Source organism: Streptococcus mitis, assembly GCF_047464945.1.
Lineage (GTDB): Bacteria > Bacillota > Bacilli > Lactobacillales > Streptococcaceae > Streptococcus > Streptococcus mitis_EA.
In genome coordinates this window covers 460,557-475,760 of sequence record NZ_JASHAX010000001.1, presented here as the reverse complement: position 1 = coordinate 475,760, position 15,204 = coordinate 460,557, and the positions used below count along the sequence as shown (strand labels likewise).

Sequence of the window (15,204 nt, the reverse complement as noted above, 5' to 3'; positions counted from 1 at the left end):
GTCATGGAATTTGAAGAAAAAACGCTTAGTCGAAAAGAAATCTATCAAGGCCCAATTTTTAAACTGGTTCAAGATCAGGTTGAATTACCGGAAGGCAAGGGAACTGCCCAACGGGATTTGATTTTCCACAATGGAGCTGTCTGTGTTTTAGCAGTAACGGATGAGCAAAAACTCATCTTGGTCAAGCAGTACCGCAAAGCTATTGAGGCTGTCTCTTACGAAATTCCAGCTGGAAAATTGGAAGTAGGAGAAAATACAGACCCTGTCGCAGCAGCCCTTCGTGAATTAGAGGAAGAAACAGCTTATACAGGGAAGTTAGAACTCTTGTATGATTTTTACTCAGCTATTGGCTTTTGTAATGAGAAGTTAAAACTATACCTAGCAAGCGATTTGACAAAAGTGGAAAATCCACGTCCGCAGGATGAGGATGAAACCTTGGAAGTCCTTGAAGTGAGCTTAGAAGAAGCCAAGGAATTAATCCAATCAGGTCATATCTGTGATGCCAAGACAATTATGGCTGTACAGTATTGGGAATTGCACAAAAAATAGAGGAGGTCAGTATGGGTAAACCTTTATTAACGGATGAAATGATTGAAAGAGCTAATAGAGGCGAAAAAATTTCAGGTCCTCCTTTGCTAGACGATAATGAGGAGACTAAGATTTTACCAACCTCTTCTTCCCGTTTTGGTTATGCCAATCCTAAGGGACATGGCTTTAGTCAGGAAACCTTGAAGATTCAGGTTGAACCATCTATTCATAAAAGTCGTCGCATTGAAAATACCAAGAGAAATGTCTTCAATTCTAAACTGAATAAAATCTTATTTGCAATCATCTTTCTCTTGATTTTGCTTGTCTTAGCAATGAAACTTTTGTAATAGAAAAGGAATTGAAATGAAAATAGGAATTATTGCGGCCATGCCAGAAGAACTGGTGTATCTGGTCCAGCATTTAGACAATGCCCAGGAGCAAGTTGTTTTAGGGAATACCTATCATACAGGCACCATTGCCTCTCATGAAGTCGTTCTTGTAGAAAGTGGAATTGGTAAGGTCATGTCTGCTATGAGTGTGGCGATTTTGGCTGATCATTTCCAAGTGGATGCTCTAATTAATACGGGATCTGCTGGAGCAGTAGCAGAGGGTATCGCTGTTGGGGATGTTGTGATTGCTGACAAATTAGCCTATCATGACGTGGATGTCACAGCTTTTGGCTATGCTTATGGACAAATGGCGCAACAACCGCTTTATTTCGAATCAGACAAAACCTTTGTTGCCAAAATCCAAGAGAGTTTATCTCAATTGGATCAAAACTGGCATCTTGGTTTGATTGCTACAGGAGATAGTTTTGTTGCAGGAAATGACAAGATAGAAGCGATTAAGTCTCATTTTCCAGATGTTTTGGCTGTTGAGATGGAGGGGGCAGCGATTGCTCAGGCAGCGCATGCTCTTAATCTTCCAGTTTTAGTCATCCGAGCTATGAGTGACAATGCCAACCATGAAGCAAACATCTCTTTTGATGAGTTTATTATTGAAGCTGGACGTCGCTCTGCTCAAGTCTTATTAGCCTTTTTGAAGGCCTTAAATTAAGCGAAAATTTGACAGTTTTTCTAGCTTATGATAAGATTTAAGTAAAGAAAAGCTAGAAAACGTTTCAGAGGATATTATGAGTATTGAAATGACCGTCAGTGAGATTGCAGAGGTCTTAGGATTATCTCGCCAAGCAATCAATAACCGTGTCAAAGAATTACCAGAAGAAGACACAGATAAAAATGACAAAGGGGTAACAGTCGTTACCAGAAGTGGCTTGATTAAGCTAGAAGAAATCTATAAAAAAACGATTTTTGAAGATGAGCCTGTCAGTGAGGATGTCAAGCAACGTGAGTTGATGGAGATTCTGGTTGATGAGAAGAACGCAGAAATTCTTCGTCTTTATGAACAATTAAAAGCCAAGGATCGTCAGTTATCAGAAAAAGACGAGCAGATGCGTATCAAAGACCGTCAGATTGCTGAGAAAGACAAACAACTCGATCAGCAGCAACAATTGACCCTTCAAGCCATGAAGGATCAAGAAAACCTTAAGCTAGAGCTGGACCAAGCAAAAGAAGAAGTCCAATCAACTAAGAAAGGCTTTTTTGCTCGTTTATTTGGAGGATAATCAAGGAGCTGTTTAGGTTAAATGCTAACCTGATGGCTTCTTTTGTTTCTAAATAGTATAGTTGCTCAAGTAATACTCAATGAAAATCAAAGAGCAAACTAGGAAACTAGCCGCAGGCTGCTCAAAGCACTGCTTTGAGGTTGTAGATAAGACTGACGAAGTCAGTTACATATATCTACGGCAAGGCGACGTTGACATGGTTTGAAGAGATTTTCGAAGAGTATAAAATAACAGTATAGGAGAGGTATAGAATGGAACGATTAGAAGATTACATTGCTTTCGATTTAGAATTTAATCAGCATGAAGGGCAAACACACTTGATTCAAGTATCGGCAGTGAGTTTTAGAGATGGTCAGGAAATCGATGCCTATGATTCCTATGTCCATACCAGTGTGCCTCTAAAGAGTTTTATCAATGGTTTGACTGGGATTACAGCTGAGACCTTAAAAGATGCTCCTCCTGTGGAGAAAGTTATAAAAGATTTCCAAGAGTTTGTGGGTTCTTTACCCATGGTAGGCTACAATGCTGCTAAAAGTGATTTGCCTATTCTAGCAGAGCATGGTTTAGACTACAGCCTGCAGTATAAGGTGGACTTGTATGATGAAGCCTTTGAACGTCGGAGTTCGGATTTACACGGTATTGCCAATCTCAAATTGCAAACTGTTGCCTCATTTCTTGGATTTCAAGGTCAGTCTCATAATAGCTTAGAGGATGCTCGAATGACGGCGCGTGTTTACGAGTACTTTCTAGAGTCGGATAAAGCTAGAGAATTATTATGGACAGAAAGTAGCCTATCAAACAATCCTTTTGGAGGCTTGGATTTGTCTCAATTATTTGACTAGGAGTGACTATGAAACCTGAAAAACCTAAAAATCTAGGTTTTAAGCAGATATACTTTAATCTAGATAAAATACTTTTTCTATTTTTCTTGACTTTTATGATGATTGAGTTTGTCTGGTTACCGTCCAATTCTTGGATTGCTGGACTTTTACTCCGTCAGACAGGTTATCTCTTTCTATCTTACAACAATATTTTTGCCATTATAAAGGGTTCGCCATTTGTTAGTCTTGATTTATTTATTCTGGTAATCGTTAATTTACTGATCGCCTATTACCAGATAGGACTTCTCTTTATCGGAGCTCGACACCTCCTCTATCACGAAAGGAGGACCTTGCTGGAGTACAGTCGCAAGGTCTTTCGCCAAAGTTTCTTGTTTATGAGGCAAGTGACGATTTCCAAAATGGCCTTTATTTTCTTTTATGTCATGATGCTCTTTCCATTGATTCGAAAGATTTTAAAGATTTATTACCTTAATAAAATTGTCATTCCGGAATTCATAGTAGCCTATGTAGAAGATAAGTACTGGTTGGTCGGTTTGGTAATCACTGTTCTAGCCTTGTTGCTGTTTTACATTTCAATACGTTTGATGTTTGCCCTACCTCAGCTTTTATTTGAGAAAAAAACAGTCAAAGAAGCAGTCAGATACAGTCTAGAGAAGACAAGAAAGCACTCCTGGTTTTATATTTGGAACTTGCTTTGGATTATCGTCAAAACCTACATATTTTTCATTCTTTTATTGATTCCAATCTTGGCAAGTCAGGCACTGATGGATGGTTTGACCCATAAGGAATCTCTTGTGCTGGGAATTATCAACTTTGTTTTAATCAAGAATTTCCACTATATGGCCTTGACTTACTTTCTCATTAAGTTTGTTTCCTTCTTAACAGGAGAAGAATTAGAAATCACACCAAGGAGAAAGAAAGACCACTGGATGAGATGGGGAGTGATGGGATGTGCTGGTATCTTTTTCGCTCTTGAGGGTTATGTTTATTTAGAAGCTCCAGTTGCCAATAAACCTTTGATTATCTCTCACAGGGGAGTATCTAATAAGAATGGTGTGCAAAATACCGTCCAATCACTAGAAAAAACTGCTCAGTTATCTCCAGATTTCGTTGAGACAGATGTTCAGGAAACAAAAGATGGCCAGTTTGTCATGATGCATGATGCCAATATCAAGAATCTGACAGGAGTTAATGCCAATCCACAGGATCTAACTTTGAAAGAATTAACCAAACTTGATATTTCAGAAAATGGTTATCATAGCAAGGTGTCCAGTTTTGATGACTATCTCAATAAAGCCAATGAATTGCATCAAAAGCTTCTTATTGAGATTAAAACTAGTCGAAAAGATAGCCCAAATATGATGAAACGTTTTATGGAAAAATATGGAAGTATCATTAAGCAAAATGGTCACCAAATGCAATCTTTGGATTACCATGTGATTGACCAGGTGCTAGCCTATGATTCTCAAATTCCAGTCTATTTCATCCTACCTTATAATAGTATTTTTCCAAGAACCAAAGCTACAGGTTACACCATGGAGTATTCAACTTTAGATGAAAATTTTGTCAACAAGCTTTGGAATACCGATCAGAAATTGTACGTTTGGACTATCAATAGTTCAGAGTCCTTTGATAAATCAGTTCATTTGGGAGCTGATGGCATGATAACAGATGACTTGGAAATGATTCAAGAGCAGGTTACCATTGCCCAAGAAGACCCAGAGTATACTGAATTGCTTTTCAAACAGGCCATGGAATTCTTTAATTTTTAGTAAGCAAAAAGAGGTTGAGCAAAAAATCACCTCTAAAATAGCAAAAAAAAAAACGAGCGATGTATCAGTTGGATATGCTCGTTTTATTATGCCATGGTTTATAATTGATACTCAATGAAAATCAAAGAACAAACTAGGAAGCTAGCCACAAGCTGCTCAAAACACTGTTTTGAGGTTGTAGCTAAGACTGACGAAGTCAGTCACAGATATACGGTAAGGCGATGCTGACGTGGTTTGAAGAGATTTTCGAAGAGTATGAAATAAGAATAGAACAGGAAGTAATGCCTATGAAGTGGTTGAACTAGGTTATTTATGTCAGATGTAAAAGGGTTACTAACTTCTGCGTGAAGAAGGCTTTTGAATTTATGTCAAACAGAAAATGGATATTTTCCCTTTTGGGGCAGATGAGAGAGTATTTTTGGCATGTGCAGAGTTTATGTTAGAAATAAATAAACTGTCATAACATCGCTAGGATTCATCTTTATGAGTATGAATCTCACAAAATTGGTCAAGAATCTAGCATCTAAAACATCAATTATACAAAAACACAGTCTCTCTTTAGCTTGATTGTGGTCAAGACAGAAGTTACTGCGCAGTTTTATTTTTTGAGTTGATTTTTTCTTAGATCATGTGCTTACTGAGGATTGCTTTTATTTTCTGAAGTTGGCGGATTGACCTGTTTTTCGTTTTCAGTAGCAGGTTTACTTGGAGTAGGAGTAGAAGAATCCTGAGTTGCTGTTTTCTGCTCTTCTTTTTTCTCTTCCTTGACGCTGGATTTTGGTGTTTCCTCTTGTTGTGTTTTTTCTTGAGTGGTGTGATTTTCCTTATTGGGACTAGTATTTTCCTTAGGGGATTCTTTTTGAATTTCTTTGACAATAGTTGTCGTCTGGCTTGTCGTAGGTTCTTTTTTAGTATTTTTGTTATTATCCAAGGCGTTCATGATAGTGATACTTGCGGTAATCAAGCCAAGGATACTAGCGATTGTAGCAACGGTTTTTTGAAAGACTGTAAAGCCTTTTTTGATGTGTTCTGTTTTTGGTTTTGAAGTTCTACGATAATTAGACATACATTCTCTCCTTTAATTAAAATTTATTATACCGCATTTCTTTAAAAAAATCTTAAAAAAAGAGGAATTGCCCTTTCTTGTCGCAAGCTCCGTTTCATGATACAATAGAAGGAGTGATTTTAGAAAGCGTGAGAAAACATGATTTACTTTGATAATTCGGCGACGACTAAGCCCTATCCTGAAGCACTTGAAACTTATATGCAGGTCGCTTCAAAAATTTTAGGAAATCCATCTAGTCTCCATCGTTTGGGAGACCAGGCAACACGAATTTTAGATGCTTCCCGTCAACAGATTGCAGATTTAATCGGTAAGAAAAGTGATGAAATCTTCTTTACATCTGGTGGGACAGAAGGAGATAACTGGGTCATCAAGGGTGTGGCCTTTGAAAAAGCCCAGTTTGGCAAGCACATCATCGTATCAGCCATTGAACATCCAGCAGTCAAGGAATCAGCTCTTTGGTTGACATCTCAAGGTTTTGAAGTGGATTTTGCTCCAGTTAATGAGAAAGGATTTGTGGATGTTGAGGCGCTAGCAGATTTGATACGACCAGATACGACCCTCGTTTCCATCATGGCAGTTAACAATGAAATCGGTTCTATCCAGCCCATTGAGGCTATTTCAAAACTATTGGCAGACAAACCGACTATTTCCTTCCACGTTGATGCGGTTCAGGCACTTGCCAAGATTCCGACTGAAAAGTATCTGACAGAACGAGTGGATTTCGCGACTTTTTCTAGTCACAAGTTCCACGGAGTTCGTGGTGTTGGTTTTATCTATATCAAGTCTGGTAAGAAAATTACGCCTCTTTTAACAGGTGGTGGTCAGGAGCGTGATTATCGTTCAACAACTGAAAATGTGGCAGGGATTGCAGCGACTGCTAAAGCTCTCCGTTTGTCTATGGAAAAGCTAGATTTCTTTACTAGCAAGACAGGACAGATGAAGGCAGTGATTCGCCAAGCTCTTTTGGACTATCCAGATATTTTTGTCTTTTCAGATGAGGAAGATTTTGCCCCTCATATCCTGACTTTTGGGATTAAGGGTGTTCGTGGAGAAGTCATCGTTCACGCCTTTGAAGACTATGATATTTTCATTTCAACAACCTCTGCTTGTTCGTCCAAGGCAGGTAAACCTGCAGGCACCTTGATTGCCATGGGAGTGGATAAAGATAAGGCCCAGTCAGCTGTGCGTTTAAGCCTAGACCTTGAAAATGATATGAGTCAGGTCGAGCAGTTTTTGACCAAGTTAAAATTGATTTACAATCAAACTAGAAAAGTAAGATAGGAGCATTCATGCAGTATTCAGAAATTATGATTCGCTACGGAGAGTTGTCAACCAAGGGTAAAAATCGTATGCGTTTCATCAATAAACTTCGCAATAATATTTCAGACGTTTTGTCTATCTATCCCCAAGTTAAGGTAACAGCAGATCGCGATCGTGCCCACGCTTACCTCAATGGAGCAGATTACACAGCAGTAGCAGAATCGCTCAAACAAGTTTTTGGAATTCAAAACTTTTCCCCTGTTTATAAGGTTGAAAAATCTGTAGAAGTTCTGAAGTCTGCTGTCCAAGAGATTATGCAGGACATCTACAAGGATGGCATGACCTTTAAAATTTCTAGCAAGCGTAGCGACCACAACTTTGAGTTGGATAGTCGTGAACTCAATCAAACCCTTGGTGGAGCTGTTTTCGAAGCTATTCCAAATGTGCAAGCTCAAATGAAAAGTCCTGACATCAATCTTCAGGTGGAGATTCGTGAGGAAGCTGCTTATATTTCTTATGAAACTATTCGTGGGGCCGGTGGTTTGCCTGTGGGAAGTTCTGGTAAAGGCATGCTCATGTTGTCAGGAGGGATTGACTCACCTGTAGCAGGTTATCTAGCTCTTAAACGTGGGGTAGATATTGAGGCCGTTCACTTTGCCAGCCCACCCTACACTAGTCCAGGCGCCCTCAAGAAAGCGCAGGATTTGACTCGTAAATTGACCAAGTTTGGTGGCAATATCCAGTTTATCGAAGTTCCTTTTACAGAGATTCAAGAGGAAATCAAAGCCAAAGCGCCAGAAGCCTATCTCATGACCTTGACGCGTCGTTTTATGATGCGGATTACCGATCGTATTCGTGAGGTACGAAATGGTTTAGTTATCATCAATGGGGAAAGTCTTGGTCAAGTAGCCAGTCAAACTCTTGAAAGTATGCAGGCTATCAATGCAGTTACCAACACTCCCATCATCCGTCCTGTGGTTACTATGGACAAGTTGGAAATCATTGACATCGCCCAGGAAATCGATACCTTTGAAATTTCTATCCAACCTTTTGAAGACTGCTGTACCATTTTTGCGCCTGACCGTCCTAAAACAAATCCTAAGATTAAGAATGCAGAGCAATATGAAGCACGCATGGATGTTGAAGGCTTGGTTGAGCGAGCAGTGGCTGGAATCATGATTACTGAGATCACACCTCAGGTTGAAAAAGATGAAGTCGATGACCTGATTGATAATCTCCTCTAATCAGAAAATCCAAAAGAATTTAGAAAATTAAATGAAAAAGTTAGTTTTTAATTCCAAAAGTGGAAGCAAAACTGACTTTTTTTCTATAAATGTGATATAATGAGATAAAATTTTGAATATAGAGAGTTTTCTGACAATGAATCAATCCTACTTTTATCTAAAAATGAAAGAACACAAACTCAAGGTTCCTTACACTGGTAAGGAGCGCCGTGTACGTGTTCTTCTTCCTAAAGATTATGAGAAAGACACGGACCGTTCCTATCCTGTTGTATACTTTCATGACGGGCAAAATGTTTTTTATAGTAAAGAGTCTTTCATTGGTCATTCATGGAAAATTATCCCAGCTATTAAGCGTAATCCTGATATCAGTCGCATGATTGTCGTAGCTATTGATAATGATGGTATGGGTCGGATGAATGAGTATGCGGCTTGGAAGTTCCAAGAATCTCCTATCCCAGGACAGCAATTTGGCGGTAAGGGTGTGGAGTATGCCGAGTTTGTCATGGAGGTGGTCAAGTCTTTTATCGATGAAACTTATCGTACAAAAGCAGACCGCCAGCATACGGCTATGATTGGTTCGTCGCTAGGAGGCAATATTACCCAGTTTATCGGTTTGGAATACCAAGACAAAATTGGTTGCTTGGGCGTCTTTTCATCTGCCAACTGGCTTCACCAAGAAGCCTTTAATCGCTATATCGAGCGACAAAATTTATCACCTGATCAGCGTATCTTCATCTATGTGGGAACGGAAGAAGCGGATGATACAGACAAGACTCTGATGGCTGGCAATATCAAGCAAGCCTATATCGACTCGTCGCTTCGCTATTACCATGATTTGATAGCAGGGGGAGTTCATCTGGATAATCTTATCTTGAAAGTTCAGTCTGGTGCCATCCATAGTGAAATCCCTTGGTCAGAAAATCTACCAGACTGTCTGAGATTTTTTGCAGAAAACTGGTAAAGTAAGAAAGGAGAAAATATGCATATTGAACATCTTAGCCACTGGAGTGGCCATCTTAACCGTGAAATGTACCTTAACCGTTATGGTCATGCTGGGATTCCAGTTGTGGTTTTTGCTTCATCAGGTGGTAGTCACAACGAATACTATGATTTTGGCATGATTGATGCCTGTTCTTCCTTTATCGAGGAAGGCCGTGTTCAGTTCTTTACCCTATCCAGTGTAGACAGTGAGAGCTGGTTGGCCACTTGGAAACATGGTCATGACCAGGCGGAGATGCATCGTACCTACGAACGCTATGTGATTGAGGAGGCCATTCCTTTTATCAAGCACAAGACAGGTTGGTTTGATGGAATGATGACGACAGGTTGCTCGATGGGCGCCTACCATGCAGTCAACTTTTTTCTCCAACATCCAGATGTCTTTACCAAGGTGATAGCTCTCAGTGGCGTTTACGACGCACGTTTCTTTGTCGACGATTACTACAATGACGATGCTATTTACCAAAACTCGCCAGTAGATTATATCTGGAACCAGAACGACGGCTGGTTTATTGACCGTTATCGTCAGGCAGAGATTGTGCTGTGTACGGGTCTTGGAGCCTGGGAACAAGACGGTTTGCCATCCTTCTACAAGCTTAAAGAAGCCTTTGACCAGAAACAAATTCCAGCCTGGTTTGCTGAATGGGGACACGATGTCGCCCACGACTGGGAATGGTGGCGCAAACAAATGCCTTATTTCCTTGGAAATCTCTATTTATAAAAGGAGTTACCTATGAATTACCTTGTTATTTCTCCCTACTATCCTCAAAACTTTCAACAGTTTACCATTGAACTAGCTAATAAAGGAATCAACGTCTTGGGGATTGGCCAAGAACCATATGAGCAATTGGATGAACCCTTGCGCAATAGCCTGACCGAGTATTTCCGTGTAGATAACCTTGAGAACATAGATGAAGTCAAACGTGCAGTTGCTTTTCTCTTTTATAAACATGGCCCGATTGACCGTATTGAATCCCACAATGAATATTGGTTAGAGTTGGATGCAAGTCTTCGTGAGCAATTCAATGTTTTTGGTGCCAAACCAGAGGATCTCAAAAAGACGAAATTTAAGTCTGAAATGAAGAAGCTTTTCAAAAAAGCAGGTGTCCCTGTGGTCCCTGGAGCTGTTATCAAGACGGAAGCAGATGTTGATCAAGCAGTGAACGAAATCGGCCTTCCAATGATTGCCAAACCTGATAATGGAGTGGGAGCAGCCGCCACCTTTAAGCTTGAGACAGAGGACGATATCAATCACTTCAAGGATGAGTGGGATCATTCAACTGTTTATTTCTTTGAGAAATTTGTCACCTCTAGCGAAATTTGTACCTTTGATGGTCTAGTGGACAAGGATGGAAAGATTGTCTTCTCAACAACCTTTGACTACGCCTATACACCGCTTGATCTCATGATGTACAAGATGGACAATTCTTATTACGTTCTCAAGGATATGGATCCCAAATTACGTAAATATGGTGAGGCTATCGTCAAAGAATTTGGTATGAGAGAACGGTTCTTCCATATTGAGTTCTTCCGTGAGGGGGACGATTACATTGCCATTGAGTACAATAACCGTCCTGCAGGTGGTTTTACCATTGATGTTTATAACTTTGCTCACTCTTTGGATCTCTATCGTGGATATGCTGCTATTGTAGCAGGAGAAGAGTTCCCAGTGTCAGAGTTTGAACCGCAGTATTGTTTAGCTACATCCCGTCGTGCAAATGCTCATTATGTCTATTCTGAGGAGGATTTGCTTGACAAATATAGCCAGCAGTTCAAGGTTAAAAAAATCATGCCAGCAGCCTTTGCGGAACTTCAAGGAGATTACCTTTATATGCTGACAACACCTAGTCGACAAGAAATGGATCAGATGATTAAGGACTTTGGTCAGCGTCAGGCTTAAGAGACTCTCGGATTAAGGAAATTCACTCCCTTAATCCTTTTGTTTTTTATGAGAAACACAGCGAATTGAAACAAAAGTAGGACAAAAGAGCCTCCTTTTGAGGTGCTTTTTTATATGAGCCTAGATTTTCTTAATAAGATTGTACTCAGGTGAGTGGGGAGGAATAAGAAATAAAGCTACTTTTTCTGGGGCTTGTTCATAGTAGGTGTGATTCTTTTTTTTCGAGTGTAGCCCATAGCTTTGAGAGCATAGTGGATAGTATAGTAGATTGAAATAAGATGTGAACAAAGTGATTGAGAAAGTCAATTTTTTCTAGAAATATTTTAGCAACTGTAATGTGCTATTCTAGATTCAATATGCTATAGTTGAATGACAGCCAAATTCAGAAGCTATTTCAGTCAAATAAGCGTCTGGATTGTCAGTAAGATAGTTTTTAAGTCTATCTCTATCAACTTTTCTTGGTTTTGTTCCTTTTACTTGATGGTTTAGATCACCTATTTTCTCTTTTAGATAATGGTATTACGTGAGATTTGGAAAACGTGTGATGCTTCTGTTATATTATCTGTTCGCTTACAATAGGCAAGAACTTTTTTTACGTAAATCTATTGAATATGGCATAAGATGACTGCACCACATCATATGCTATTTTTAATTCAATTCGCGATATCTCTGTTGAGACTTCTTACTGATCTTATATATGGACTCTGTGTATGTCAAAAATAAGTTCAGTTATTGAATAGGTCGCACCAAACGAGATAGAAGAATAATTTGAGTTCTTTATGCAATCTCTATATAGGATTTATTACGACAGATAGATTAGATTCTTTTTATTGAAGAAATTTTCTGAAAATTACAAAATATGCTTGCTATTTTAGAAAAATAGTGTAGAATATAAGAAATAGGTTTTTAGAATAAGGAGTGGAATATGACAGTAATGATTGATTGGGAAAACCTTGGTTTTTCCTATATGAAATTACCTTATCGCTATATTGCTCATTTTAAAAATGGACAATGGGATCAAGGAGGGCTTACAGAGGATGCAACTTTGCATATTTCAGAGTCTTCTCCAAGTCTTCACTATGGTCAACAGGCATTTGAAGGTTTGAAAGCTTATCGTACTAAGGATGGTAGTGTCCAACTTTTCCGTCCTGACGAAAATGCTAAACGCCTGCAACGTACTTGTGATCGTCTCTTGATGCCACAAGTTCCGACAGACATGTTTGTAGAAGCTTGTAAGGCAGTTGTCCGCGCGAATGAAGAATACGTACCACCATATGGAACAGGTGGAACCCTTTATCTTCGTCCACTTTTGATTGGTGTTGGAGATATTATCGGGGTTAAACCAGCAGAAGAGTATATTTTCACCATCTTTGCTATGCCAGTTGGAAATTACTTTAAGGGTGGTTTGGTTCCAACCAACTTCTTGATTCAGGATGAATACGACCGTGCCGCTCCAAATGGTACAGGTGCGGCTAAGGTTGGTGGGAACTATGCTGCCAGTCTCTTGCCAGGGAAATTGGCGAAATCACGTCATTTCTCAGATGTTATCTACCTAGACCCTTCAACTCATACAAAGATTGAAGAAGTCGGTTCAGCTAACTTCTTTGGAATTACAGCTGACAATGAGTTTGTAACACCATTGAGTCCATCTATCTTGCCATCTATTACTAAGTATTCTTTGCTTTATTTGGCAGAACACCGCTTGGGCTTGACTCCTATTGAGGGAGATGTCCCAATTGATAACCTTGACCGTTTTGTAGAGGCAGGTGCCTGTGGTACAGCAGCAGTTATTTCACCAATTGGTGGAATTCAGCACGGAGATGATTTCCATGTATTCTATAGTGAAACAGAAGTTGGTCCTGTGACTCGTAAACTCTATGATGAATTGACAGGTATTCAGTTTGGTGATATTGAAGCGCCAGAAGGTTGGATTGTAAAAGTAGATTAAAACAAACAAAAGGAGATTTTTGATGAAATCGAAAAAGTGGCTCTTAACAGCAGGAGTGGTCCTGAGCACAACAGCTCTTTTAGTGGCTTGTGGAAAAGCTGATAAAGAAGCAGATGCACCGACAACATTTTCATATGTCTATGCAGTAGATCCAGCATCTTTGGACTATAGTATAGCGACTCGTACATCTACAACAGATGTCATCGGGAACGTGGTTGATGGCTTGATGGAAAACGACCAGTACGGAAATGTTATTCCTTCCTTGGCTGAGGATTGGTCTGTGTCAAAAGATGGTTTGACTTATACCTACAAACTTCGTAAAGGGGTTAAATGGTACACTTCTGAGGGTGAAGAATATGCAGAAGTAACAGCCCATGACTTTGTAACAGGATTGAAACACGTAGCTGACGGTAAGTCAGACGGTGTCTCTCTCATCCAAAATTCAATTAAGGGCTTGGATGCCTACATGACTGGTGAGACGAACGATTTCTCTACAGTTGGTGTTAAGGCCTTGGACGATTATACAGTTGAATATACCCTAAACAAACCAGAAAGTTTCTGGAACTCTAAAGTTACAACAGCTACGATGTTGCCTGTAAATGAAGAGTTTTTGAAGGCATCAGGTAAAGATTATGGAGCAGTTACTCCAGCAGGGATTCTTTACAATGGTCCTTATATCTTGAAGACCTTGACTTCTAAATCGTTAATCGAATACGAGAAAAATCCAAACTATTGGGATAAAGAAAAGGTAAAAATTGAGAAGATTAAATTGACTTACTACGATGGTTCTGATCAGGAATCGTTGATCCGTAGTTTCTCTTCTGGTGCCTATACGACAGCTCGTCTCTTCCCAAGTAGCTCAAACTTTGCTTCAACTTTGGAACAATACGGAGATAAAATTACTTATAGCCCACAGGACTCAAGTAGCTATTACTTCACCTTTAACGTAAATCGTCAGTCATACAATAAAACTGCGAAAACAAGTGAAGAGCAAAAGACTTCTACTAAAGAAGCTATGCTGAATAAGGACTTCCGTCAGGCTATCAACTTTGCCTTCAACCGCCATTCTTATGCTGCCCAGCTAAATGGTGAAGACGGTGCGGACAAGATTATTCGTAACAGTCTCGTTCCTGATAACTTTGTACAAGCAGGTGGTAAAAACTTTGGTCACATCGCTCAAGCTGAGTTGGTGAACTATGGTGACCAATGGAAAGGTGTTGAGCTAGTTGACGGTAAGGATTCTATCTACAACCCTGATAAGGCTAAAGCTGCGTTCGAAAAAGCTAAGAAAGACTTGGAATCTAAAGGGGTAACTTTCCCAATTCACTTGGATGTCCCAGTTGAACAAACAGATACCATCGCTGTTCAACAAAGCAACTCTTTCAAACAGTCAATCGAATCAACTCTTGGTGCTGAAAATGTTGTCATCGATGTTCTTCAAATGACAGATAATGAAAAGGAAACAATCACTTCTCAAGCGCGTGTTCCTTCTCAAAAAGACTATGATTTGAACAGTACAGGATGGGCTCCAAGCTATCAAGACCCAGCATCTTACTTGAATATCATGGACCCTAAATCAGGTTCTGCTATGAAACACCTTGGTATTACTAAAGGGAAAGATAAGGATGTTGTAGCGAAACTTGGTTTGGACCAGTATAAGAAATTATTGGATGATGCAGATTCAGAAACTACGAATCTTGAAGAACGATATGAAAAATATGCCAAGGCTCAAGCTTGGTTGACAGATAGTTCATTATTGATGCCAACAGCTTCATCTGGTGGTTCTCCAGTTGTAAGTAATGTCGTGCCATTCTCAAAACCATACTCACAAGTTGGTATTAAAGGTGACCCATATATCTTTAAAGGAATGAAATTGCAAAAAGATATCGTTACAACAAAAGAATATGAAGAAGCACTGAAAAAATGGCAAAAAGAAAAATTGGAATCAAACGGTAAGTACCAAAAAGAACTAGAAAAACACATTAAATAAAGCAGAAAACTCTATATCAGACAAGCCTGAT

The 15,204-nt window shown here is 39.5% G+C and carries 15 protein-coding genes and 3 pseudogenes; 15 read left to right on the top strand and 3 right to left on the bottom strand.

Annotated features, from left to right (window positions below; translation table 11 throughout):
* Positions 1 to 3: 3 nt before the first annotated feature.
* From QM424_RS02330 to QM424_RS02295, 8 genes and pseudogenes are all read left to right on the top strand, one after another.
* Complete coding sequence (locus tag QM424_RS02330) at positions 4 to 549, top strand: NUDIX hydrolase (RefSeq protein WP_000393816.1); 546 nt, start codon at positions 4 to 6, stop codon at positions 547 to 549.
* A gap of 11 nt (positions 550 to 560) precedes the next feature.
* The gene (gene macP, locus QM424_RS02325) at positions 561 to 875 is read left to right on the top strand and encodes a cell wall synthase accessory phosphoprotein MacP (RefSeq protein WP_414392804.1); all 315 of its coding nucleotides are present in this window, start codon (positions 561 to 563) and stop codon (positions 873 to 875) included.
* A gap of 16 nt (positions 876 to 891) precedes the next feature.
* Complete coding sequence (locus tag QM424_RS02320) at positions 892 to 1,584, top strand: 5'-methylthioadenosine/adenosylhomocysteine nucleosidase (protein ID WP_414392803.1); 693 nt, start codon at positions 892 to 894, stop codon at positions 1,582 to 1,584.
* Between the two features lie 76 nt (positions 1,585 to 1,660).
* A complete protein-coding gene (gene rocS, locus QM424_RS02315) occupies positions 1,661 to 2,152 on the top strand; it encodes a chromosome segregation protein RocS (RefSeq protein WP_000021242.1) in 492 nt (163 codons plus the stop codon).
* A 79-nt stretch (positions 2,153 to 2,231) separates the two neighbouring features.
* Positions 2,232 to 2,357 carry a hypothetical protein gene (locus tag QM424_RS02310; RefSeq protein ID WP_414392802.1) on the top strand — a complete coding sequence of 42 codons (126 nt, stop codon included), beginning with the start codon at positions 2,232 to 2,234 and terminating at the stop codon, positions 2,355 to 2,357.
* A gap of 46 nt (positions 2,358 to 2,403) precedes the next feature.
* Positions 2,404 to 2,994 (top strand): 3'-5' exonuclease, encoded by a 591-nt coding sequence (locus QM424_RS02305; RefSeq protein ID WP_414392801.1) that lies wholly within the window; start codon positions 2,404 to 2,406, stop codon positions 2,992 to 2,994.
* Positions 2,995 to 3,002: 8 nt separating this feature from the next.
* Positions 3,003 to 4,766 carry a glycerophosphoryl diester phosphodiesterase membrane domain-containing protein gene (locus tag QM424_RS02300; protein WP_414392800.1) on the top strand — a complete coding sequence of 588 codons (1,764 nt, stop codon included), beginning with the start codon at positions 3,003 to 3,005 and terminating at the stop codon, positions 4,764 to 4,766.
* Positions 4,767 to 5,127: 361 nt separating this feature from the next.
* Positions 5,128 to 5,380: pseudogene (locus QM424_RS02295) on the top strand (IS5/IS1182 family transposase); the annotation flags it as partial.
* 20 nt (positions 5,381 to 5,400) lie between these two features.
* Here QM424_RS02295 and QM424_RS02290 read toward each other — a convergent pair.
* Positions 5,401 to 5,832 (bottom strand): DUF6556 family protein, encoded by a 432-nt coding sequence (locus tag QM424_RS02290; protein ID WP_414392799.1) that lies wholly within the window; start codon positions 5,830 to 5,832, stop codon positions 5,401 to 5,403.
* Between the two features lie 138 nt (positions 5,833 to 5,970).
* On the opposite strand from QM424_RS02290, the gene QM424_RS02285 reads away from it, so the two are divergent.
* The 5 genes from QM424_RS02285 to QM424_RS02265 all read left to right on the top strand — a co-directional run bounded on the left by QM424_RS02285 (position 5,971) and on the right by QM424_RS02265 (position 11,235).
* A complete protein-coding gene (locus tag QM424_RS02285; protein ID WP_414392798.1) occupies positions 5,971 to 7,113 on the top strand; it encodes a cysteine desulfurase family protein in 1,143 nt (380 codons plus the stop codon).
* An 8-nt stretch (positions 7,114 to 7,121) separates the two neighbouring features.
* Entirely contained in the window at positions 7,122 to 8,336 is a 1,215-nt protein-coding gene (gene thiI / locus QM424_RS02280; RefSeq protein WP_414392797.1) for a tRNA uracil 4-sulfurtransferase ThiI, read from the top strand.
* 136 nt (positions 8,337 to 8,472) lie between these two features.
* Positions 8,473 to 9,297, top strand: coding sequence for an alpha/beta hydrolase (locus QM424_RS02275; RefSeq protein ID WP_414392796.1), 825 nt, complete (start codon positions 8,473 to 8,475; stop codon positions 9,295 to 9,297).
* 18 nt (positions 9,298 to 9,315) lie between these two features.
* The gene (locus QM424_RS02270) at positions 9,316 to 10,056 is read left to right on the top strand and encodes an esterase family protein (RefSeq protein ID WP_414392795.1); all 741 of its coding nucleotides are present in this window, start codon (positions 9,316 to 9,318) and stop codon (positions 10,054 to 10,056) included.
* A 12-nt stretch (positions 10,057 to 10,068) separates the two neighbouring features.
* The gene (locus QM424_RS02265) at positions 10,069 to 11,235 is read left to right on the top strand and encodes an ATP-grasp domain-containing protein (protein ID WP_414392794.1); all 1,167 of its coding nucleotides are present in this window, start codon (positions 10,069 to 10,071) and stop codon (positions 11,233 to 11,235) included.
* Positions 11,236 to 11,400: 165 nt separating this feature from the next.
* Here the strand turns inward: QM424_RS02265 and QM424_RS02260 are convergent.
* A pseudogene (locus QM424_RS02260) lies at positions 11,401 to 11,492 on the bottom strand (IS630-like element ISSsu3 family transposase); the annotation flags it as partial.
* 106 nt (positions 11,493 to 11,598) lie between these two features.
* Positions 11,599 to 11,853: pseudogene (locus QM424_RS02255) on the bottom strand (IS630 transposase-related protein); the annotation flags it as partial.
* Between the two features lie 307 nt (positions 11,854 to 12,160).
* Here QM424_RS02255 and QM424_RS02250 point away from each other — a divergent pair.
* Both QM424_RS02250 and QM424_RS02245 read left to right on the top strand, forming a co-directional pair.
* The gene (locus QM424_RS02250) at positions 12,161 to 13,183 is read left to right on the top strand and encodes a branched-chain amino acid aminotransferase (protein ID WP_414392793.1); all 1,023 of its coding nucleotides are present in this window, start codon (positions 12,161 to 12,163) and stop codon (positions 13,181 to 13,183) included.
* A gap of 22 nt (positions 13,184 to 13,205) precedes the next feature.
* On the top strand, positions 13,206 to 15,173 hold the full coding sequence (locus QM424_RS02245) for a peptide ABC transporter substrate-binding protein (RefSeq protein ID WP_049546373.1): 1,968 nt from the start codon (positions 13,206 to 13,208) through the stop codon (positions 15,171 to 15,173).
* Positions 15,174 to 15,204 lie beyond the last annotated feature (31 nt).

Excerpts from the sequence above, each read along its gene's own strand:
- QM424_RS02330 (WP_000393816.1), top strand. The coding sequence starts at position 4 with ATGGAATTTGAAGAAAAAACGCTTAGTCGAAAAGAAATCTATCAAGGC.
- macP (WP_414392804.1), top strand. The coding sequence starts at position 561 with ATGGGTAAACCTTTATTAACGGATGAAATGATTGAAAGAGCTAATAGA.
- QM424_RS02320 (WP_414392803.1), top strand. The coding sequence starts at position 892 with ATGAAAATAGGAATTATTGCGGCCATGCCAGAAGAACTGGTGTATCTG.
- rocS (WP_000021242.1), top strand. The coding sequence starts at position 1,661 with ATGAGTATTGAAATGACCGTCAGTGAGATTGCAGAGGTCTTAGGATTA.
- QM424_RS02310 (WP_414392802.1), top strand. The coding sequence starts at position 2,232 with ATGAAAATCAAAGAGCAAACTAGGAAACTAGCCGCAGGCTGCTCAAAG.
- QM424_RS02305 (WP_414392801.1), top strand. The coding sequence starts at position 2,404 with ATGGAACGATTAGAAGATTACATTGCTTTCGATTTAGAATTTAATCAG.
- QM424_RS02300 (WP_414392800.1), top strand. The coding sequence starts at position 3,003 with ATGAAACCTGAAAAACCTAAAAATCTAGGTTTTAAGCAGATATACTTT.
- QM424_RS02290 (WP_414392799.1), bottom strand. The coding sequence starts at position 5,832 with ATGTCTAATTATCGTAGAACTTCAAAACCAAAAACAGAACACATCAAA.
- QM424_RS02285 (WP_414392798.1), top strand. The coding sequence starts at position 5,971 with ATGATTTACTTTGATAATTCGGCGACGACTAAGCCCTATCCTGAAGCA.
- thiI (WP_414392797.1), top strand. The coding sequence starts at position 7,122 with ATGCAGTATTCAGAAATTATGATTCGCTACGGAGAGTTGTCAACCAAG.
- QM424_RS02275 (WP_414392796.1), top strand. The coding sequence starts at position 8,473 with ATGAATCAATCCTACTTTTATCTAAAAATGAAAGAACACAAACTCAAG.
- QM424_RS02270 (WP_414392795.1), top strand. The coding sequence starts at position 9,316 with ATGCATATTGAACATCTTAGCCACTGGAGTGGCCATCTTAACCGTGAA.
- QM424_RS02265 (WP_414392794.1), top strand. The coding sequence starts at position 10,069 with ATGAATTACCTTGTTATTTCTCCCTACTATCCTCAAAACTTTCAACAG.
- QM424_RS02250 (WP_414392793.1), top strand. The coding sequence starts at position 12,161 with ATGACAGTAATGATTGATTGGGAAAACCTTGGTTTTTCCTATATGAAA.
- QM424_RS02245 (WP_049546373.1), top strand. The coding sequence starts at position 13,206 with ATGAAATCGAAAAAGTGGCTCTTAACAGCAGGAGTGGTCCTGAGCACA.